This is a genomic window from Rubneribacter sp. (assembly GCF_965361815.1).
Map to the genome: position 1 here is coordinate 17969 of NZ_CBDTNW010000101.1, position 20791 is coordinate 38759.

Genomic DNA, 20791 nt, shown 5'->3' on the forward strand with positions numbered 1-20791 from the left:
AAGACACCTCCCATGCCTGACAATGGGACGGTACGAAAACGCCTCGAAGGGAGCACTATGGCCGGCAAGCTCGTCATCTGTCCCACGCCGCTCGGAAACTTAGGCGACATGACGGCTCGCGCGCTTGACGCCTTGCGCGCGGCCGATGCCGTGTGCGCGGAGGACACGCGCGTGACAGGGCGGCTTTTGGCCGCCTTCGACATCAAGAAGCGACTCGAGCGGCTGGACGAGGGCCTGATAGGGGAGCGTGCCGCAACCGTGGCAGCGCGCGTGCGGGCCGGCGAGACGATCGCCTACTGCTCGGACGCGGGCATGCCCGGTGTGTCCGACCCGGGGCTGCGCCTTGTGCGCGCATGCCGCGAGGCGGGCGCGCCCGTGGAGGTGCTGCCGGGCCCCACGGCCGCGGCCACGGCCTACGTGGCCAGCGGCTGCTGCAACCCGCGTTTCTACTTCGGCGGCTTCTTCCCGCGCAAAGACGCCGAGCGTCGCGCGCTCTTGGAGGGGCTGCGCGCGCTCGATGCCGCGCTCGTGTTCTACGAGAGTCCGAACCGCCTGGTCGGTGCGCTTGGCGCGCTGGCTGAGGCGTTCCCTCTGCGCGAGGCGGCCGTGTGCCGCGAGCTCACGAAGCTGCACGAGGAGGTGGCGCGCGACGCCCTGCCCGCGCTGCGGGACGCCTTCGCCGCGCGCGAGCGCGAGGGCGGCGTGAAGGGGGAGATCGTGCTCGTGGTGGACGGCCCGAACGCCTCCGAAAGTGCCGCGGCCGAGCAAAGCGCCGAGGAGGCGGCCCGCGCCCGCGCCGCCAAGCTCAAAGCAAACGGCATGCGCGGCAAGGATGTCGCCCGCGCGCTGGCCGACGAGTTCGGCATCGCGCGCAACACAGCCTACGACATCGCGCTTGGGTCGTAGCATGGCCGGGATCGTCGAATTGGAGGTGGACGGCCTGGTCGTTCGCCTTGCGCGCAAGCGCGTGAAGAACCTCAACCTGCGCGTCAGGCGTCCCGGCGGCGAGGTGGAGGTGTCCGCGCCCCTGCGCCTGCCCGAGCGCGAGGTCGTGCGGTTCGTGCGCGAGAAGCGCACGTGGATAGAGGCGAAGCGCGCCCAGGCGGCGGCCTCTCCCGCCGCGCTGGCCGCCGAGGCAACGCCTGGGCAGGTGGCCGAGTGGCGCGCCGTGGTGGAGACGTGCGTGCCCGTGCTCGTTGCGGCGTGGGAGCCTGTCATGGGGGTGAAGGCGGGCAGGCTGGCGTACCGAAACATGACGAGCCGCTGGGGCAGCTGCCAGCCGGCCACGGGCCGCATCTGCATCAACGTGCGCCTGGCGCTCTATCCGCCGGAATGCTTGGAGTACGTGGTGGTGCACGAGCTGTGCCATCTGCTGGAGCGCGGCCACGGTCCTCGCTTCAAGGCGCTCATGGACGCCTTCATGCCCGACTGGCGCGAGCGTCGCGCCAAGCTGCGGTAGCGTTCGGCGTCAGTCGGGCGCCGCGTCGAATCGGACGCTGCGCCGAGTTCGCACCGAACCCGCGCCGAATCTCGCCTGCCGTTTCCCCGTTCCCCGTCCGCCCGCGTTTCGCGAGGCGTCGCCGTGTTGTCGGGAGGGGCGAAGGCTGCCTGCGAAGACGCCTGCCTTCCTTCCGCCTTAGATCAGGTTCATCTGGCCCAGCGTGGCGTTGTACCAATGCTCCCAGTTCGGGGGGCAGTATTTCTTGGCGGCCTCCACGCTGATGGTGTAGCCGTAGCCGCTCGCCAGGCCTCGCACGTGGGCGTTGATGGCCTCCTCCCAGCTTCCCCAGCTCACGCTACCCCAGCCCCAGGCGTTGTGGGGGTAGCTGCAATACGCGCCCTTCGAGCTTTCGGTGTTGGCGATGGCGGGCGACCAGCGGGGGTCAATACCGTAGTTCCAGGCCGCTTCGGCAAAGGTTGATCCTTGACCTGCCAGGGGAGAGCCCGCCAGGTACGCGTCGATGCGCCCGCCCCATTCGGCCACGAACGATGCCTTGTCCGAACTCCAATCGGCGCCGTCCGAGGAGGGGGGCTGCACCTCGGCAGGCGGGTTCTGGCCGGCGCCGCCCTCGGGGGCCGCAGCCGCGCCCTCCTTCTGCTCCTCCTGCGCCTGCTCTTCTTGCTGGTTGCCCTCCTCGGCGGCCTTCGCGGCCTCCTCCTGGGATGCGCGCGCCTCTTCCTCGGCTTGGCGGGCGGCTTCCTCCTGCGCCCTCCGCTGCGCCTCTTCGCGCGCCCTTTGGGCCTCGGCCAGGGCGTTTTCGGCTGCGCGCTGCTCGGATGCGGCCGATTCGCGGGCTTGCTCGAGTTCGGATTGCGACGTCTCGAGGTCGGCCGTCATGGATTGGAGCCGCTCGATCTCGGCGACGTTGCTGCGTTGGATGTGGTCGATGTACTCGAAGGCGGTTAGGAAGTCCCCCAGGCTCTTCGCGTTGAGGATCACCTCGATGACCCCGGGCATCTCCTGCTGCAGCTTGTACAGGGCCCGCAGCGCCTCGGCGCCCCGTTCCCGCTGCTCGGGGAGGTCGGCTTGCAATTCCTTGATCTTCGCCTCGTTGTCGGCTATCTGGCGCTCCAACTCCTCCACGCGCGCGGTGGCCTCGTCGTAGGCCGCCGCCGTGCTCTCTATCTGCTGCTGCAGGGCGTCGGGCTGGGCATCGATCTCGGTCGTCTCGGCAAACGCCGGGGCGGCGCCTGCCAGTCCCGCCGTAGAGAGAGCGCAGGTCAAAAGCGCGCAGATGAGCGCTTTGGCCGTCAGGGTCCGGCGAAGGCGAGCGGGGGATTCGGCGCGCGGGAAGGCGGCGCCGAAGGTTGGCCCGTCGGCTGCGTCGTGCGTTTCGGGTGCGTTTCGCTGCATGGCTGCAAGTCCTTGCCAGGTCGGTTCGTACCGTCCCATTATACGAGGGCGGCCGTTCGCAGCGTGCTTCGGCCATGAAAAGCGCACAAGCGTGCGCATGCTGAGGGCGTGTGCGCAAGTCACCGCCACTGTCACTCATCAGCGTCACCTCGGCGCGCCGCCAAACTTCCACACCCCCGTCCACCAAGACGTCCAAGCGGCTCTCAAGTTGTCCTCTTAACCCCTTTCGGTCACACTTCGTACCAACGCACCTGCATGGCCATGAGCGCTTCGGCAAGATCAACAAGCTTAACCACATAGCCACAGGGAAACACCTCCGCAATCCGCAGGCGCAACTTTCCCACCCAGTGAAGCGGATGCTTTTTTATATAGTCTCTTACCTCCCGATAATCGACATCGTTTTCGGCGCGACGGCACAACTCGGAAAGCACGAGCAACTCTATTCCTATATGGTCCTCATACTGATGATTTGTGTTCGAGAGTTTGAGGCCATGCGAGCGCAAAAGATTTCTCATCTCAAACGTAGCGGCACCAAAACCGCAGGAACACCCTGTAATCCCATACATGGTTTCCCACGGAGCCGCTTGGGGCTTAGGCGGGCCGAAGAACAGCTTTGTATACTCGAACGCAACCTGCTCTACAGCCTGTTCATATTCGGGAAGTTCCTTGGCATACGTATACAAGCGGTGCACACACGCACCGACATCGGCATCCCCAAACGTAGGAAACGCCTTCCAAAACTCGGGGAAAAGCCCCACCTTGTCCACCTGATTGACAGGCTTGAGCAGAGAATTCCCTAGAAACGCATACGCATCGGCCAACTCGTGCGCAACAAGCGCACGCTCTCCAGCAACGCACCGATCGTCTTCTTGAACGCGCACGACCCTACCCCTACTCCGCCTGAGCGCCATCGCATTCCGAAACGACCGATGCAACATCGTTCGCCTCACCCTGCGTGCAACCAGATTGCCATTTCGGCAAAAGCGCTTTGCACAACACCATGAACGCCAAAACACCTAAGGCGGCCACGCCAATCACAATGATCACCTCAAACGGCGTCGGCGCGTAGCTTCCCAGCATCGACCACATGCCCTCGCCGCCCTGCTGGGCAGCTTTCGTGCCCAAGGTGATGCCATTGCCGCCATACACATTCGGATGAACAAAACTCGTGAACAGCAGCCACACACGCTTGCAGAACACCCCGCACACCACCAAAACAGATGCGCCAATCACAAGAGCGCGCCGCTTCCGATTCCGAGAAAACACAAGCATCATAAAAGGAAGTGCCAACCCTCCTACAATCTCAAACCAGAAAAACGGTGCCGTAGAGCCGGTTAGCATCTCGGCCAAAATGGCGTTACCTTCCTGAGTGCCAGGATACGCCATGGTCAGAAGCTCGCACCCTATAAGATATGCATCAACCGCTATACACACGCACAAAAGGCCAGCAAGCGAGGAAAAAAGTGCCGGAGAAGTCCGAAACACCTTTCCTTTTTCAAGCGACGCAAGGCCAATGAGCAGCAACGCCAAGCCTGAATCCATGGCGGACGCCACAAAAATGGGAGCCATAATGGCGCTGTGCCAACCCTCCCGAGCAATCTCCAAACCGAATATCCACGCCGTGACAGAATGGACAAGAATGGCCACAGGCAAGGCAACGCGGGAGAGGACCTCAACCTTGTGCTCTTCGCCTTTCACCATCCACACCATATCAAGCACATTGATAACCAGGTAGCACACAATAACACACATATCCCACGCCAGCGGACTGGCAAGGTTAAGGCTTACGAACATATTCCATACCCGAGAGATACCACCCAGGTCAATAAGGACAAAACATCCTGCAAGGCAGATGCACACCGTCGAGCAAATAACCGCCGGTAGAGCCACCGGCTTGAACCGCTCAATCTTAAACACGTGCGCCGAAGAAGCCACAATAAGACCACCGGCAGACAAGCCAACGCAAAACATAAAAGCTGCAATATAGAGCCCCCACGATGTCGCATTGCTCATGCCCGTAATGCCCAGGCCGCCAATCTGCTGATATACCCAACAGCCGAAAGCGGCCACAGCAAGCGCCGCACACACCAATGCGCCTGCAAGGAACTTCCCCGAAACCCCCGAAACAAACCCTTGTTTCTCACTCATATTCGTTTATCCCCCTCACTTCACGTAAAAAACCTGGGGCTTCGTGCCCATATCTTCCAGAAGCACAAACGCGCTTCCGGCGTTCTTCATTCGAGCAATTTCACTGTTCGGATCGTCAAGATCGCCAAATGTCCGGCATTTCATAGGGCAGCACGTCACGCACATAGGCTCTTGGCCCCGATCGGTGCGCTCCTTGCACAAGGTGCATTTCTCCATCATGCCTTTCTCGCGCAAGGGCACGTCCGCATCGCCGTAGTTGAAATCGGGTTTGCGCACCGGCTCGTTCCAATTGAACACACGCGCATTGTACGGACACGCCGCCATGCACATACGACACCCGATGCACTTGCCATAGTCAATTTCCACGCGACCTTTGTCATCCTTGTACGTAGCACCCGTGGGGCACACTTTCTGGCACGCAGGATTCTCGCAGTGCTGACACGCCAGCGGCAGATAGGTGCGCACAAGGTTGGGATACGTGCCTTCGGCTCCGTAGATGCCATCAGCATTTTCCACAACAATGCGGTTCCATAGCATCCCCATGGGTACGTTGTTGCTCATCTTGCATGCGTTCGCGCACGTATGACACCCCGAGCAGTGGTCGAGGTCTATAGCTATCGCAAGCCTGGTCATACTCACTCACCTGCTTTCTTGACTTCAACAAGTGTGTCGTTAAAAGGAATCATGGGTCCTTGCGCCAATGCGGAACCCCGCTCACTAAGCACGCTACTCGTCAGGCTCTGCAAAATCGTGCCGTCCATATAACGCGGCCACGGATTCTCAAACATTCTGGTGGTTCCTGGTCGTACCGCATTGTTTGCATGAACAATAGTGCTGATGTAGCCGCGGTCGTTAAACACCTCGACCTTATCTTTGTCGACAAGGCCTCTCTTTTCCATATCCGCCGGGTTCATCTCGATAAAGTTGTCGCAGTACTGCCTGATCCACTCAGCGTCACAGTACTCAGAATGAATATGAAAACGCGTGCGAGGTTGCGCGTTTGAGAGTGGATACTTCGCCCTCAATTCTTTATCGTCGATCTCGGTATTAGGCTCATAGACAGGAAGGGCATTCCCAAACTCAATCAGCTCTTCGTAGTACACTTCAAGCCGCCCTGTCGCGGTGGGAAACACGCCCCCTTCAAAATCGGTGAGGGGCACGCCGTCATCGGGAAATACTTCGTAAAAGCCCCCGTTTGCCTGCACGGCTTCCAACGTGATACCTTCCAACCCCTCCGCTCCGGCAAACTGAGCCTCCACAAGTTGAGCACCACTTTCCGGGCATGCATCTTCCACACCAAAGAGTTTCGCGAGTTCCCGCTCTATTTCTCTGTCGGTCTTGCTTTCAAACAGCGGATCGATCACCTTCTGTTTGAGCGTGAGATGATTCGCGGTCAACTGCGCCCCTCCCACATCCTCGGAGTCCTCGTAACGCGTGCACGCTGGCAAAATAAGGTCCGCGTATCCAGTACCCGGCGAGCAATACGGGTCGATCGCAACAAAAAAGTCAAGCTGATCAAGCCATGTTTTGAACCGGTTGAAGTCACCCACATAACTTATGATGTCACCGAAATAGATGATACCCTTCGTAACGTTTTCCGCATCGGGCTGGCTGGTGAGCAGGTAGTCATCCACCAGATTGCTTTGGGCAACAAGCTGCTCGGGCACCTCCCAACTTCCCAACGATGCTTGAACGCTAGACACAGAACTTGCGGTTTTTATCCCAACTCCTGATCCTGGCTTGCCAAAATTACCCGTGACTCCCGCAAGCACCACAGCAGCATGGCCAGCAATATCGCCTGTGGAGTATTTGTCGGCACCTCCGTAGGAACACTGGATGAACGAAGGACCTTTATTCGCAAACCGGTCGGCGATCTCTTTTATGGTGTCGGCGGAAATGCCCGTAACGTCAGCCGCCCATTCAGGCGTGTAGTCTTCAATTTGACGCAGAAGATGGGTATACACAGGCTCGCATATCGCTCCATTCACCTCGAAGCGCCCCTCAAGAGCGGGGTCTGCCGCTTCGCTGTAGGAAACGGCGGCTTGCAGACTATTGTCCCACACCAAAGGCTTCCCAAGAACACTTGCAGGATCAAACTCGTCAACTGCGGCAACCTCGGCAGCGGCCTCGGCGGCAGCGTCGATGTCTGCTTGGGTTACCTCAGCCCGCATGATCCTTTTTGTTTCGCTCTCTATCAGATACGGAAACGCCGTGTGCTCCTTCATGAACGTCTTATCTGTCCAATCGTTCTCTACAACAACATGTATCAGCGCCAGCAAAAACGCGTGATCGCATCCCGGGTTGATGGGCACCCATTGGTCTGATTTACCTGCCGTAGTGGACAAAAACGGATCGACCGTAATGAAGTAGCATCCTGCATCGCGCGCATCGTTGAGCACATGAGCAGAAATCAGCGCCGTTTCATACGCATTGTTTCCCAAATTGAGAAGCGTTCGCGTGTTAACAAGATCCCTTCCATCCCCCTCGATGAAACCCTGTCCTGTTGCCGGACCCACCCCGTTGGGATAGTTACCATCAATGGCGTAGGCGGTAATTCCTTGAAAACCCATGGCAACAGCGAGCGAATTGGTTGTCAATTGTTCCGACCCGCCACATAAAAGCACGCTCTCGGGTCCATATGTTTTTATGACCGCGCCAAGCTTTTCTTGTATCTCTGCAAGAGCTTCATCCCAACTGATGGCAACATACGCCCCATCACCTCGTTGCCCAATCCGTCTCATTGGAACCTGCACGCGTCCTTCTCCGTAAATGCGCTCAATATCGGCAAGCGCTTTCACGCAGATGGTCCGCTCCATACGGTTCGGCCATTCCTGCGGCTCAATCATACACAGACGTCCATCGCGCACCGTGCATTTGAGCGTGCACTTCCCTTCGCAATGGTTCATGTGAAATATGGTTGCTGTGCGCTCTTTCGTCTCTTCATTCGCTAACGCAGGAGCCAGCCACCCCGTTGTAGACGTCATACCACTCGCCCCCGCAAGCCCAAGCGCAGCTGCACCGAGCGCGGAACCTGCAACAAAGCCCCGGCGCGAGAGCTTCTGCGCAGCGTCGCACTCTCCTGCCTTACTCGTCCTTCTCATTGATCCTCCTCAAACACGTCCTGCCGCCTACGCGGCTATTGCGGCGGGTATACTAGGATCTGACGCAACGTAAGAGTCAAGCGCCGCTCATCCTTCTTGAAAGCGCGCCATCGCTCATCCGGCCAAGGAGGTCTTGTGAAAGAACAGAATGAAAGTTATCTGCTCTCTGCTGGAGAAGTTTCCCAAGTGCTGCAAATTAGCGAGCGAACCATACGCTACTACGATTCTTGCGGACTCGTGAAGCCAACGTGGAGAAACCCCGAAAACGGATACCGCTACTACAGCATCGACCGCATGTACAAGCTTCAGGCGCTGGTCATAGAGCGGGACCTTGACTTGCCCATCGCCGACCGCAACGACATCCTGATCAAGCAGAACGATGTTGAAAAGAACGATTACGAGCACATACTGCTCAACCTTTCCGCCGTGATAGAAAGCAAGCAACAGCAGATTCACACGCTCCTCGAACAGATAGCCGAACTTTCCCGCATGCAATCAGACATGTTGGCAATAGCGCTGCACACGCCGAACGGACCGGGCTTTCGTTACAACTTTCCCCGCGTCAACGTCATGTTTTACGAGGGCAACGCCTCGTTGACCCGAATAGAAGTCGAAACCGCTTGCGTCAAAGCCATGGTTTCCCTAGCCCCTTACGCCAAAAATAATTTCGGGCGCGTATGGAGTGCCCAAGCTGTTCTTAAAGGAAACATGGCAACCGGGTCTTTCATCATGGAAATGCGCGATGATCTGCGCATTTTTCCGCCGCACACCGATGCTGCGACACGTTTTTACGAACTTGCAGAAGGAGAACACACGGCATTTCTGGTGAGAGACGTTTACAATCCAGATTCCTGGGCTTTTGTACGCGAACACCTTGAGAGCCTTGAAGACGGAGACTCCTATTATGTGTTTACTCATGAATTAGGACTATACGAGTCATACGAAAACTTCCGTAACGTCATGCATCTCGTGCGTTTGATTCCTGAAAGCGGCCTGATTCCTTTGGATGATTAGCGCTAGGCATTGGGTAGGCGCAGGCACTCTAGTGTGCGTTCCGGTGCACATTCTGATGTGCATTTGCCCCCAAAGCGGATTGTCGCCCCCTAGTATGCGAATGCATGCGAGGGCGATAACCATCCCCGAATTTTGCTCTGGGCCTATAAGGCCAAGGGGTGCCGGCAGCGTCTAAAGGCGCTGCCTCTCACTTCGTTCAAGCCGTATCGCCCTTAAACACAAGCGAAGCCCGCGGGGGAGGCGGGCTTCGCTTGGACGAGTGAAACGAGGAGGACCGTCGGAGGCGGTCTTTCCACATGGCTTATACTAAAGTACGTATTATTCTTTGTAAAGAATAATTTTTAATATTTTTTTGCGCCCGGATTTTCACGCCGGATTTCCGCCCGCGCGGCGCGCGCACGCGGAGTCCGCCCGATTCCTGCTCGGAGTCGCCCGGCGCGCGTTCGGAGTCCTCCTGGCGCCCGCGAGTGCGCAGGGGGCTGCGGGCGAAAGGCGATCGGCCTCGCCCCGAAGCGGCCGGGTCTACGCGGCCTTCGGCAGGGCGTCCTTTCCGTTTCCGGCGGCCGTCGCGCGCTCCCTCATGTACGCGACCACGGCGTCCGCAGCCTCCTCCTGCTGCCGGTCGGCGCCGATGGCCTGCTCTCCGTCGCCGTCCTGCGGCCCGTAATCGCCGAATCCCGCGTGGTTGCCGCCCGCTATCTCCACCGTGAGCGAGCCTGCGGGAAGCAGCGCCTTTCCGGCCGCCAGCTTCTCCCGGTCAAGCACCAGGTCGTTCGATCCGTACACGGTCACCGCGCCCAGGTCGGCGCCCGACAGGTCGCTGGCGGAGTAGGCCGCCAGCAGCACCACGCCGGTCAGGTCCGGGTCGTCCGCATGATCGGCCGCGTACTGCGCGGCCATCGCCCCTCCCAGGGAATGGCCGCCCACCCACCACGATCCCACGTCGGGAAAGGCCGCCCTCGCGCGGTCGGCCGCCCCTACATTAAAGAACGCGAAGTTGAACGGCATCCGCACGATCACGGCGAAGCATCCGCGCTCCGACAGCTTGCGCGCAAGCGGCGCGTAGGCGCTGAACTCGACCTTCGCGCCGGGGTAGAGCACCACCCCGATGTCGGCCCGCTCGTCTCCGAAAGCCAGGTAGTCCTCGCCGTGCACGACGGGCGGTCCGTCGGGGGAGTCGATCTGCGCCTGCGCTATCTCGCCGGCCCGGTAGTACGACGAGGCGTATGCGAAAAAGGCGCCGCCTGCTAGCAGAATCGCCGCAAGGACGGCAACCAGGGCGACGGTCAGCTTGCGCGGCCTGCGCCGCGACGCGCGTTCGGGAGGTGTGACGGTCGAAAAGATCATGGCGAACATGGTAGCAAAACCGCGCCGCCAAGGCATCCTGGCCCGCGCGGCCGTTGGCGCGCCGTTGCCGGCGCCGCCTCCCGGGCGGGCGCGCCTCAGGCTCGCGAGAACCTCATGTCCTCGCCGTGCGCGGCCTGCATCCAGGCGATGTAGGTGTCGGGAAGGTGCGAGGCCAGGGCCGTCGCGGCGTCCGTTCCAAGGAACGCGTGGGCGGTTCCGGCAATCCCCGCAGGGCTTGCGAGCGCCTCCGCCGTGGGAACCGCCTGCGCGACCGCGTCCGCGAACGCGCCGAGGGCGGCAAGGCTGTCCCGGTTGCCTGCCCAGGCGACGCCCGTGTTCCGCTCGAACGCCTCCTCCATGCGCTCAAGCGCCCCCTTCCCGTCCACGTCCGGCGCGCCGGGCGCGGACGGAAGCGCGGCCGTCATCCCGTACCGCCCGTATCCCCAGGCGGCAAGCGGGAGCTGCGGAACGATGTCGGAGGTGTTCACAATGTTGAACACGTTGTCGTAGAGGCTGCTTCCACGCTCTTCGGAGCGCGTCGAGGCCGGCGCGGCGAACGTGTACGCGTAGACGTTTTCGGCGGGCACGATCTGCCCGGGCGTTCCGGAGAGGCCGTCGAGGCGCGCCGCGAGCAGGTTCGCCACCGCCCCGCCGCGGCTGTGCCCCGTGATCAGGATGCGCGTGCGCTCCGGGTTTGCCCCTCTGTCGCGCAGGTAGCGAGCGAGGGCGCGCTCCACCTCGGCCTCCGTCGCGGCGAAGCCTCCGTGATCCCCTCCCTCCGACCGGTTGCAGGCGAAGTTGAGGTTGCTGATCCATTCGATGCCGTAGCTGCCGCGTATGCCCACGAACACGATGGTGGAAGGTTCGCCGCCGTCCGGGTGCGGAACCGTCTTGCTGGCCAAGGTGTACGCCGCTATGTCGTGCGCGCCGGTCAGCAAAGCCCCCAGTTCGTCAAGGATGCTGCTGCGCAAAGCGTACGACTCCGTCCTCACGTCGGTGAACCCCAGCGACCAGAGCGCATGCTCGGCGTAGGGAACGGCCCCCTCCACGCCGCTGTAATAGTGCGACTCGGCGTTGCACACGGCCGAGAGCACGGCGCAGGCGGTGGCAAGGCCGTGGTTGTAAGAGGAGGGGTTTCGAAACAGCCATGCGTCCTCGAAGTCCAGCCGGGTGGACGTGCGCCCGGCGCTTGCCGGCGCGCTTGCGGCGGCGGCCTCGCTGCTGTATTCGACCATTGTGGAGAACGCGCTCGAAGCCGGAGCGAGGGACGGTGCCTGAAGCGCCGTTTCCGCGCGGGCGACGGGCAGCAGACCCGTCGTCATGCCCAGGTAGCGCAGGGGGATGACGAAGGCGCTCACCAGAAGGAAGCTGGCGCAGACGGTCGCGACCGTGCGGAAGGCGTGTCGGATGCGTGGCGCGCGCATGGGCCTCTCTTTCGCGTGGACGGTTCGGTCGGGCTCTTCTTGGCCGCCCAGTATAGCCTTCATGGCGGTTGGCGCCGCGCACGTCCTGCCGAATGCAAACCGTTCTCAAACAAGGCGTCAACATATCTTAAGGTTCGGCGACCGCCGCGTTACGCCGCCTGCCTCCTTGCGCTTTTCGCATATGGCAAGTATACTTGTCGAAACGTCAAGAAAACTTTGCACATCGGAAGGAGGAAGCGATGGACAAGGAGGAGGTTCTCGAAAAGAGCCGCTGCGAGAACAGGTTCGCAGACGAGCGGATGCGCGCCCTCGACCAACGTGCGGGGTACCTCATGGTGCGTGTGATGCTTGTGGTGTGGCTGGCGTTGTTCGTGTGGGATCTGGCGCACGGACAGGACGCGGGTGTCGGTGGGACCATCATGCTGTCGGGAACCGCCACCATGTGCTTCTTCCGTTTTCGTCAGACAGACGACCCTCGCATGCGGGCATGCGGGGTGCTTGCCGCGCTTGGCGCCGCCTGTTTCGCGGCACAGCACATCATGGCCACGATGTGAGGCCGCGCCATGGTCAGGATGCCCTCTTTCGGCGTTGACGACGTCCATGGCAACGATGGCGATCTGGAGCTTCGCAACCGGTTGAAGGTCGCCCGCGCGGAGGCGGGGCTTTCGCAGTCCGAGCTGGCGCAGCTTGTGGGCGTGTCGCGCCAAACCATCTCGTCCATCGAGACGGGCCAGTTCAATCCCACGGCCAAGCTGGCCCTCGTCCTCTGTATCGCCCTGGACAAGAAGTTCGAGGACCTGTTCTACTTCGACTAGCCCGCGCAACGTCGTCTGCGCGGGCGGGCATGCTACAATGATGTGCTGTTTTTGGAGTTGGAGGACGGCGCGTCCCGCAGCGCGCACCGCGTGCCGAAAAGCCGCCGCTTCTCCGCGAGCATCTGCCGCAGGTCTCATTTGCCCGCGCAGAAAGGAGTCACGCACCATGTCGAAGGGAACCTACTCGTTCACCACGCCCATCTACTACGTGAACGCCGCGCCGCACCTCGGCACGGCCTACACCACCATCGCCGCCGACACCGTGGCGCGCTACCAGCGCATGAACGGCTACGACGTGGCGTTCGTCACGGGCATGGACGAGCACGGCCAGAAGGTGGCCGACACCGCCGCCGCCAAGGGCATGGCTCCGCAGGACTGGTGCGACTCCATGGAGCCGGCGTTTCGCGACGCGTGGGAGATGCTCGGCATCACCTACACCGACTTCGTGCGCACCACCGAGCCGCGCCATGCGAAGAGCGTGCGGAAGTTCTGGCAGGACCTCTACGACAAAGGCTGGTGCTACAAGGGCAGCTACGAGGGCTGGTACTGCGTCCACGAGGAGACGTACTACGCCGAGAGCGACCTTGAGAAGAACGAGGACGGCGAGCTTGTCTGCCCCGACTGCAAGCGCCCCGTGCAAAAGGCCGGCGGCGAGGAGAACTGGTTTTTCAAGCTCTCCGAGTTCCAGGAGCCGCTGCTTAAGTTCTACGAGGAGCATCCCGATTTCATCCGTCCCGAAACGCGCAAGAACGAGATCGTCACGTTCGTCAAAAGCGGTCTGAAGGACCTGTCCATCAGCCGTTCCACCTTCGACTGGGGCGTGCCGCTGCCCTTTGACGAGGGGCATGTGGCCTACGTGTGGGCCGATGCGCTCTTGGCCTACCTCACCGGCATCGGCTACGGCGACGAAGGCGAGCGCGCCGGCGAGTTCGAAGCCCGCTGGCCCATGCAGTACCACTTCGTGGGCAAGGACATCACGCGCTTCCACTGCGTCATCTGGCCGGCCATGCTCATGGCGGCCGGGCTGCCCGTCACGCACACGGTGTTCGGCCACGGTTTTCTGCTCACCAAGGGCGAGAAGATGTCGAAGTCGAAGGGCAACGCACTCAAACCCGCCGACCTCGTGCGCATCTTCGGCGTGGACGCGTACCGCTACTACTTCATGAGCGACGTGCAGTTCGGCCACGACGGCAACATCTCCATGGAGCGCATGGTGCAGGTGTACAACGCCGATCTGGCGAACACCTGGGGCAACCTTTGCAGCCGCGTGTTCAACATGACGAAGAAGTACTTCGACGGCCGTGTGCCCGAGGTGCCGGCGGGCGTGCTTGCGAAGGAGAACCCGCTGCGCGCCATAGCCGACGGGCTGTATGCCGAATACGACGCGGCCCTTGGCGCCGTTGACTTCACCGCCGCGGCCGCCGCGGTGCAGAAGCTGGCGAGCCGCGTGAACCTCTACGTGGAGGAGAGCGCGCCGTGGAACCTTGCGAAGAGCGAGGAAACCGCCGGCGAGCTGGCCGAGGTCATCTACAACGCGCTTGAGGCCATCCGCATAGTCGCGCTCTTCATGGCGCCGTTCATGCCGAACACGTCCGCCGAGGTGTTCAAGCGCCTGTCGCTTGGCGAGGTGACGGACGTGACCGACATCGAGGCAGCGGCGGCGTGGGGCCAGCTTCCCGCCGGCAGCGCGGTGGAGGTGGGAGATCCCCTGTTCCCGCGCCTTGACATGGACGCCATCGATTTCGTTGATTGATGCGAGCCTGTGAGCTAGGAAGGACGCACCTTTATGCCCGATGAACAGCAGGGACATCCTGAGTCCCTGTTCCGCGACGCGTTGTTTCGCCAGAAGCGCAAGCATGGGAAGTTTCGCGAGGTGGAGGCCCCCGTGCTCGAAGCGCCCGTGGCTGACACGCACGCGCACCTGCAGCTGCTGCCCGACCCGGCGCTTTCGCTCGCGCGCTGCGCGGCGCACGGGGTGGGGTTCGTTTGCACCATCGTGGACGCGCGCGAGGACGGCCCGGCCACGTTCGAGCGCTTGGACGCCTGGCGCGCGGAGGCGGCCGCGCTCGCGCCCGGGCTTGAAGGCGCGCCGCGCAAGGCTGACGAGCGCGCGGTGCCGCATGCGCGCATTGCCACGGGCTGTCATCCTCACAACGCCAAGCACTACGACGTTGCCCTCGAGGCCCGTCTGCGCGAGCGCCTGGCCGATCCGCGCGTGTGCGCGCTCGGCGAGGTGGGACTTGACTACCACTACGATTTCTCGCCGCGCGAGGCGCAGCGCGATGCGTTCCGCTTGCAAATCCGCCTGGCGAAGGAGACGGGGCTGCCGCTCATCCTGCACGTGCGCGAGGCGCACGACGACGCGCTTGCCCTTTTGCGCGAGGAGGGTTTTCCGGCGGCGGGCACGCTCCTGCACTGCTACAACCTTGATTGGGAAACTTTGGAGCCGTGGCTTTCAGAGGGATGCCACGCGGCGTTCGGCGGCCCGCTCACGTTCAAGAACGCCGACGAGGTGCGCGACGCCGCCGCGCGCATGCCGGCAGATCGGCTGCTCACCGAGACGGACGCGCCCTACATGACGCCCGAGCCCATGCGCGGCATGACGTGCGGCCCAGAGCACGTGGTGTTCACGGCTGCCCGCTTGGCCGAGGTGCGCGAATGCGCGCCGGGGCCCGCGCGCAGGGCGCTGCTCGAGCAGCTCATGCAAAACGCCCGGGCGTTGCTCGACCGCCCGCCCACGGCGTGGCAGCGCGAGCGGGCGCAGGCGTCCGGGCAGGAGCAAGCGCAGGCTCAGGAGTTGTCATCGGAGCAGGTGGCGGCGCAAGAACCAGCAGCCGGGCAAGCGCGAACGCAGGCATCGGCAACCGGGCAAACGTCGGCAATCGGACAGGCATCGGCAACCGGGCAGGCATCGGCGCAGACGGCGGCGCGGGTGCCGGCAGCCGGGCAGGCATCGGCGCAAGCGTCAGCGCACCCGCCTGCAAGCAAGCAGGTGCCCGCCGCCGGGGAAGGGGAGTGACATCCATGGCAAACCGCCTGATCATCTGTGGATCTCCGCGCTCGCGCGGCCGGAGCGCGGGGCTGGCCGAGGCCGTGCGATTCGCCTGGGAGGACGCCTTCCCGAATGACCGTGTGGAGCTTGTGCGCCTCTCCGACGTGCGCGTGGCCCCCTGCACCGGCTGCGAGGCGTGCGCTTCCAACGTCGGCCGCGACGAGCTGTACTGCATCATCGCCGACGACATGGCGCGCATCCGCCGCCTGCTGAACGCGTGCGACGAGCTTGCACTCGTGTCCCCTGTCTACTTCGCGGGCGCGCCGGCCCAGCTCAAATCGTTCCTTGACCGGCTGCAACCTTACTTCTACGCGAACTGGCGCGCGAAGCCCAAACGCCCGGCGCATCTGTACGCGGTGGGCGAGGGCGGCGACCCGCACGGCTTCGGCCCGCTGGTGGGCGAGGCGCGCTCGGCGCTCGCGGTGGCGGGGTTCGCGCTTGAAACCGTGCATGACTGGGTGGGGCTTGTGTCGGCCGACGGCGCGCTGCCCGCAGGCGCCGACCCGCTGACCGGCGGACGCGTGCATCCCGCCTCCGCGTACACGTGCGCAGGTCCCGACGGCACGCATCCGCGCGCTGCTTCGGCGCACTCGCGCGCCGCTGCGCACGCACCGGGAGCGGATGCCTGATGGAGCAGCTTTCCCCGCTGGCCAGCGTGTCGGCAACGCGCGCCGTCCTTGAAGCGCACGGACTGTCCACCAAATACTCGCTCGGCCAGAACTTCCTCATCAACGACGCCATCCTGCACAAGATCGTGGAGTTGGCCGACCTGTCGCCTGCCGACGACGTGCTGGAGGTGGGCCCCGGTATCGGCACGCTCACCGTGGCGCTCTTGAAGCGCGCCGGCCGCGTGGCATCGGTGGAGTGCGACGCTGATTTGCCCCCCGTGCTGACCCAGACGCTGGCCCCCTGGGCCGACCGTTTCACCCTTGTGGAAAAAGACGCCCTCGACCTGCGTCCCGCCGACCTGCCGTTTGCGCCAACGAAGCTCGTGGCGAACCTGCCTTACGCCGTGGCCGCCACCGTGGTGCTCGACTACTTCGAACGCTTTCCCGGCATGGAAAGCGCCACGGTGATGGTGCAGAAGGAGGTGGCCGACCGCATGGCCGCCGAGCCGGGTTCGAAGAACTACGGCGCCTACACGGTGAAGCTGCGCCTGCACGCGCGCCCCGCCGACCGCTTTCCCGTGGGTCCCGGCAACTTCTTTCCGCCGCCGCGCGTGGAAAGCGCCGTGCTGCGCTTGGACCGCCGCCCCGTCTGCGACGACGCGGGCGCGCCGCTCGATGCCGCCGCGCTTGAAGCTGCGCGCGTCATGGCGGATGCCGCCTTCGCCACGCGCCGCAAAACGCTTGCAAACTCCTGCAAAACCTACTTCGCGGGACGTGGGCCGCAGGGCGCGCGCATCGCCGCCGCGCTCCCGCGCATCTTCGAGCGCGCCGCCATCGACCCCAAGCGCCGCGGCGAGACGCTTTCCCTGGCTGAGTTCGTCCGCCTCGGCCAGGCCCTGCGCGCCGAGGGCGGAGTTGAGGCCGATCTCGGGGCGGTCTCAGCACGCTGATGGGCGTGCCGTGTTGTGGTGCGCATAAGAAGGGCGAATGCGCCGTTGCCTCACAAGGGGATAGTCAGCACCCGCAGGAGCGTAGATGGGATGTAGGGAGGTTACTGTGCCTTGGTCTGGTACGTCTCTCCCCCAATCCCACATGGCATCCATGATGGGTCTTAAGCTTTGACCGAGTTCGGTAAGGGAGTACTCCACGCGGGGAGGAACCTCCGCGTAAACCCTCCTTACAACAAGCCCCGCGTCCTCCATGCCGCGTAGGTTGGTGGCGAGAACCTTCTGGGAAACGTTTCCTATGCTGCGTTGAAGGGTCTTGAACCGCATCGAGCCGTTCAGGAGAAGGTCCCGCATGATGAGCAGCCTCCATTTGCTGCCGATCAACGATACGCAGGTCTCTACCGGGCAGAAGCCTAGCATCAGCATCAATGTGCTTTACCGCATCGCAAAGGCCCTTGGCGTCAAGGCTTGCGGCCTTATAGATTTCTAGGGAAGAACCGAGAAGCAAATCTGAGTTGTACGGCAGCGGTGATTGACATTCGATGATTCCGCTGTACTATGTATGTAGCAAAGCGCCCGAACGGTGAGTTATCACCTACCTCCGGCGCTTTCTTCTTTTAGGGTCGCGACTCCGCACGGCGCGCGAAGCGCGACGGGCAAGAAACCACTCGCTATGCGGGTGCGCATCGAAGGCTTTAACATGGACGCTTTCGCAGGTTGGTCACAAACGGTGCCCTGTGGCACGCGCGGAGCCGCCTCTCCATCCTCAGCGCCCTCCGGATCCGGAGAAACCCCAGTTCGCGAGAATCGCGCGATCCGCCAAAGCGCCGAATCGGCTGCCCGGAGTGCCATAGGGCGCCGTTTGTGACCAACCTGCGGCTGGCCCATGCCAACGCTGGTTTGACAGAGCGCCGCGGCGAGACGCTTTCCCTCGCCGAGTTCGTCCGCCTCGGCCAGGCCCTGCGCGCCGAATCCGGCGTCGAATCCGGCGCGCAGGCCGACGGCGAGGCACAGGCCTGCGCCGAAATCGGCGGCGATGCGCAGGGCCTGGCGCGCTGATCGGCGCCTTTCCGCGCGAAGGCGTTAGCGCGGGTTGGACTTCAGCGTGCAGAAGAACGCCAGGACCAGCGTGACGCCCAGGTAGGCCGCGATGACCATGCCCGATGCGGTGGAGTCGAGCAAAAGCAGGCAGATAGAGGGAGCCAGCGCCCCGCCGAAGATGCCCGCCGCCTGGAAGCTCACGCTCGTGGCGGTGTAGCGGACCTCCACGGGAAACAGCGCCGGCAGGTGCGCCGCGAGCGGCGCCCACGCCATCGACAGCAAGAACAGCGCCACGAAAGCCCCGGCAAGAATGACGGGCGTGCTCGTGGTGTCGAGCAGCCAGAAGTACGCGAACCCGTACGCCAGGTTCGCTACGGCGCCCGCGAGCAGCACCTTCTTGGTCCCCCATTTGTCGCAGCAGTAGCCGAACACAGGCGTGCCAACTATCTGGCCGAGCGCGGCGAACACGCCCACCATCGAGGCAACCTCCTCGGCCACGCCCAAACGGGGCAGGTAGACCAGGGGGAAGAGGGTGAACACGTAGAACGCGGTGTCGCTTCCCACGCGCGTGCCAATGCCGAGCAGGACGGGCTTCAAGTGGTGCTTGAACACCTCGACGATGGGGGCCGCCTGCTGCGAGCGGTCCTGCTCAAGGAAGGCGGGGGACTCGTCGACGCCTCGGCGGACGTACAGCCCGGTCAGCACGAGCAGGGCGCTGGCCAGAAACGGGATGCGCCATCCCCCGGCAAGCAGGAAGTCCGGGGGCGTGAAGTCGGTGAGCAGCGCGAACGAGGCGCTCGCCAGCAAAAGCCCCACCGGCGACGCCACCTGCACAACGCTTCCCAGCAAGCCCTTCGCCTTGCTGTCGCGGGCGTACTCGTTCACGATCAGCGCCGCCCCGCCCCATTCGCCGCCAAGCGCGATGCCCTGGAACAGCCGCAGGAAGCACAGCGCCGTGGCGCCGAAGGACCCGGCGATGGCGTAGCTTGGCAAGCAGCCGATGAGAAACGTGGACACGCCCATCATCAGCAGGGCCGCTATGAGCACGTTCTTGCGCCCGTACCGGTCGCCGAAGTGCCCGAACACGACGGCGCCGAGCGGCCTGGCCACGAAGGCGACGCTGTAGGTCACCAGCGACAGGAGCAGGGCGAGCGACGGCGACATCTGCACAAAGAACACGTGCGGGAAGACGAGCGCCGCCGCCGACCCGTAGATGAAGTGGTCGTAGAACTCCAGAGTGGTTCCGAAGACGCCGGCAAGGGTCACCCGCAGCATCTTGCGCTTGGTCGGTTGTGCATGCTCCATGGTTCGTTTCGCTCCCTTCGGTTGTTCGACGGGCATCGGGGGGGGGTGCTATTGGACGGTGAGGGGCGCCAAGAAGGGCTTGACAAGGTCGTGGCCGTTTGCGACAAGCTGCTCCACGTACTGGGTGATGACCCCCGTCCGGTTCTTCGGCCGCGCAAGGGACATGGGCGAGGGCTGCCGGAACACCCCGGTGGCCTGCAGCTCCACCAGCGTTCCGCAGCGTATCCGCTCCGTCACAAGCGACCGGGGGAGAAACCCGAAGCCCAAGCCCTCCTCGAAGCACTTCATCTTGGTCTTCAGGTCGGGCACGATGAACTCGTCCTGCCCGTTCAGGCGCCACGACGGGCGCCCCTGCGTGTGGGTGGAGGTGTCCTCCACGTTGACGGTGGGGTAGATCCGCAGCGCCTCCTCGGTCGATCCGCCCGCTTCGGCCGCCGCGCTCAGGCAGGGGTGGCCCGGCGCGCAGACGAGCGCCCAGTCGATCAGCCCGAGCGGGGTGGTCACGAAGTCCTCGTGTATGGAATGGAACGACGGGGCCCCGATGGCGATGGAGCCGCGGTCGTAGATAAGGTAGTCCCACACGCCCATGAACACCGATTGGCGCACCGAGAAGGTGGTGGTGCGGAACCGGTCGCGCAAATGCTCGAGGAGCCGCGCCGCCGCTGCGGCGTCGTAGAGCAGGTTGTTGAACACGATGGTGTAGGAGGATTCCACGCCCAGCTTGATGGATTCGAACTCGTCGAAAAGGCTCTGGTGGAGGTCGAGCATGTACTGGGCCTTCGCCATGAGGCGCTTGCCCGCTTCGGTGGGCGCGGTCGAATGGGTGGTCCGTTCGAGAAGCTGGATGCCCAGCGCGTCCTCAAGCGATTTGATGCGGTGGCTGATCGCCGACGGCGTTTTGTACAGGACGGCCGCCGCTGCGGAGAAACTGCCTTGTTCGACCACCGTCACGAACGTGAACACGGCTTCCATGTCGAGATGCTGCTTGGGTTGAATCGGCACGGCATCCACCTCAATCATCCTCTGCTCGCCCAGACGGCGCGGACGTGAAATCCATCGCGTTCAGTATAGGAAACGGAATGCGCGCCCACCCTCGGACGGTCGATACATTTATTCACAACAGCTTGAGAAAAGG

General features: G+C 63.1%; 21 protein-coding genes. 11 read left to right on the top strand and 10 right to left on the bottom strand.

From position 1 onward, the window contains the following. Positions 1-57: 57 nt before the first annotated feature. Positions 58-906: a 16S rRNA (cytidine(1402)-2'-O)-methyltransferase gene (gene rsmI, locus ACWKY3_RS07465; RefSeq protein ID WP_449315798.1), complete on the top strand. Its 849-nt coding sequence runs from the start codon at positions 58-60 to the stop codon at positions 904-906. A gap of 1 nt (position 907) precedes the next feature. Then, positions 908-1459: a M48 family metallopeptidase gene (locus tag ACWKY3_RS07470; RefSeq protein WP_449315799.1), complete on the top strand. Its 552-nt coding sequence runs from the start codon at positions 908-910 to the stop codon at positions 1457-1459. Positions 1460-1636: 177 nt separating this feature from the next. On the opposite strand, the gene ACWKY3_RS07475 is transcribed toward ACWKY3_RS07470, so the two are convergent. From ACWKY3_RS07475 to ACWKY3_RS07495, 5 genes are all read right to left on the bottom strand, one after another. Then, positions 1637-2854, bottom strand: a complete 1218-nt coding sequence (locus ACWKY3_RS07475) for a coiled-coil domain-containing protein (protein WP_449315800.1) — start codon at positions 2852-2854, stop codon at positions 1637-1639. A gap of 230 nt (positions 2855-3084) precedes the next feature. Then, a complete protein-coding gene (locus ACWKY3_RS07480; protein WP_449315801.1) occupies positions 3085-3735 on the bottom strand; it encodes a TorD/DmsD family molecular chaperone in 651 nt (216 codons plus the stop codon). Positions 3736-3745: 10 nt separating this feature from the next. Beyond that, a complete protein-coding gene (gene nrfD, locus ACWKY3_RS07485; protein WP_449315802.1) occupies positions 3746-5002 on the bottom strand; it encodes an NrfD/PsrC family molybdoenzyme membrane anchor subunit in 1257 nt (418 codons plus the stop codon). A gap of 15 nt (positions 5003-5017) precedes the next feature. Beyond that, positions 5018-5635, bottom strand: coding sequence for a 4Fe-4S dicluster domain-containing protein (locus ACWKY3_RS07490; RefSeq protein ID WP_449315803.1), 618 nt, complete (start codon positions 5633-5635; stop codon positions 5018-5020). Positions 5636-5637: 2 nt separating this feature from the next. Further along, entirely contained in the window at positions 5638-8103 is a 2466-nt protein-coding gene (locus tag ACWKY3_RS07495; RefSeq protein WP_449315804.1) for a molybdopterin-dependent oxidoreductase, read from the bottom strand. 135 nt (positions 8104-8238) lie between these two features. Here ACWKY3_RS07495 and ACWKY3_RS07500 point away from each other — a divergent pair, with 135 nt between their 5' ends. Continuing rightward, positions 8239-9117, top strand: a complete 879-nt coding sequence (locus ACWKY3_RS07500) for a MerR family DNA-binding transcriptional regulator (RefSeq protein WP_449315805.1) — start codon at positions 8239-8241, stop codon at positions 9115-9117. Positions 9118-9639: 522 nt separating this feature from the next. Here the strand turns inward: ACWKY3_RS07500 and ACWKY3_RS07505 are convergent. Both ACWKY3_RS07505 and ACWKY3_RS07510 read right to left on the bottom strand, forming a co-directional pair. Continuing rightward, positions 9640-10473 carry an alpha/beta hydrolase gene (locus tag ACWKY3_RS07505; RefSeq protein WP_449315806.1) on the bottom strand — a complete coding sequence of 278 codons (834 nt, stop codon included), beginning with the start codon at positions 10471-10473 and terminating at the stop codon, positions 9640-9642. 86 nt (positions 10474-10559) lie between these two features. Then, the gene (locus tag ACWKY3_RS07510) at positions 10560-11888 is read right to left on the bottom strand and encodes a lipase family protein (RefSeq protein ID WP_449315807.1); all 1329 of its coding nucleotides are present in this window, start codon (positions 11886-11888) and stop codon (positions 10560-10562) included. Between the two features lie 239 nt (positions 11889-12127). On the opposite strand from ACWKY3_RS07510, the gene ACWKY3_RS07515 reads away from it, so the two are divergent. From ACWKY3_RS07515 to rsmA, 6 genes are all read left to right on the top strand, one after another. Continuing rightward, positions 12128-12442 carry a DUF6442 family protein gene (locus tag ACWKY3_RS07515; protein WP_449315808.1) on the top strand — a complete coding sequence of 105 codons (315 nt, stop codon included), beginning with the start codon at positions 12128-12130 and terminating at the stop codon, positions 12440-12442. A gap of 9 nt (positions 12443-12451) precedes the next feature. Continuing rightward, on the top strand, positions 12452-12703 hold the full coding sequence (locus ACWKY3_RS07520) for a helix-turn-helix transcriptional regulator (RefSeq protein WP_449315809.1): 252 nt from the start codon (positions 12452-12454) through the stop codon (positions 12701-12703). 166 nt (positions 12704-12869) lie between these two features. Further along, entirely contained in the window at positions 12870-14456 is a 1587-nt protein-coding gene (gene metG, locus ACWKY3_RS07525; RefSeq protein WP_449315810.1) for a methionine--tRNA ligase, read from the top strand. Positions 14457-14489: 33 nt separating this feature from the next. After that, positions 14490-15722 (top strand): TatD family hydrolase, encoded by a 1233-nt coding sequence (locus tag ACWKY3_RS07530; protein ID WP_449315811.1) that lies wholly within the window; start codon positions 14490-14492, stop codon positions 15720-15722. A 5-nt stretch (positions 15723-15727) separates the two neighbouring features. Continuing rightward, the gene (locus tag ACWKY3_RS07535) at positions 15728-16384 is read left to right on the top strand and encodes a flavodoxin family protein (RefSeq protein ID WP_449315812.1); all 657 of its coding nucleotides are present in this window, start codon (positions 15728-15730) and stop codon (positions 16382-16384) included. Then, positions 16384-17313: a 16S rRNA (adenine(1518)-N(6)/adenine(1519)-N(6))-dimethyltransferase RsmA gene (gene rsmA / locus ACWKY3_RS07540; protein ID WP_449315813.1), complete on the top strand. Its 930-nt coding sequence runs from the start codon at positions 16384-16386 to the stop codon at positions 17311-17313. The genes ACWKY3_RS07535 and rsmA overlap by 1 nt, the downstream gene beginning before the upstream one ends. Here rsmA and ACWKY3_RS07545 read toward each other — a convergent pair. Next, positions 17302-17664 carry a winged helix-turn-helix transcriptional regulator gene (locus tag ACWKY3_RS07545; protein WP_449315823.1) on the bottom strand — a complete coding sequence of 121 codons (363 nt, stop codon included), beginning with the start codon at positions 17662-17664 and terminating at the stop codon, positions 17302-17304. The two genes, rsmA and ACWKY3_RS07545, sit on opposite strands and share 12 nt — an antisense overlap. Here ACWKY3_RS07545 and ACWKY3_RS07550 point away from each other — a divergent pair. Together ACWKY3_RS07550 and ACWKY3_RS07555 are read left to right on the top strand one after the other, a co-directional pair. Then, positions 17663-17800, top strand: a complete 138-nt coding sequence (locus ACWKY3_RS07550) for a hypothetical protein (RefSeq protein WP_449315824.1) — start codon at positions 17663-17665, stop codon at positions 17798-17800. The genes ACWKY3_RS07545 and ACWKY3_RS07550 overlap by 2 nt on opposite strands. Positions 17801-18174: 374 nt before the next feature. Beyond that, entirely contained in the window at positions 18175-18369 is a 195-nt protein-coding gene (locus ACWKY3_RS07555) for a hypothetical protein (RefSeq protein WP_449315814.1), read from the top strand. A gap of 24 nt (positions 18370-18393) precedes the next feature. Here the strand turns inward: ACWKY3_RS07555 and ACWKY3_RS07560 are convergent, their stop codons facing one another. Continuing rightward, the gene (locus tag ACWKY3_RS07560) at positions 18394-19656 is read right to left on the bottom strand and encodes an MFS transporter (protein ID WP_449315815.1); all 1263 of its coding nucleotides are present in this window, start codon (positions 19654-19656) and stop codon (positions 18394-18396) included. A gap of 48 nt (positions 19657-19704) precedes the next feature. Continuing rightward, a complete protein-coding gene (locus ACWKY3_RS07565; RefSeq protein WP_449315816.1) occupies positions 19705-20667 on the bottom strand; it encodes a LysR family transcriptional regulator in 963 nt (320 codons plus the stop codon). Positions 20668-20791: the final 124 nt, after the last annotated feature.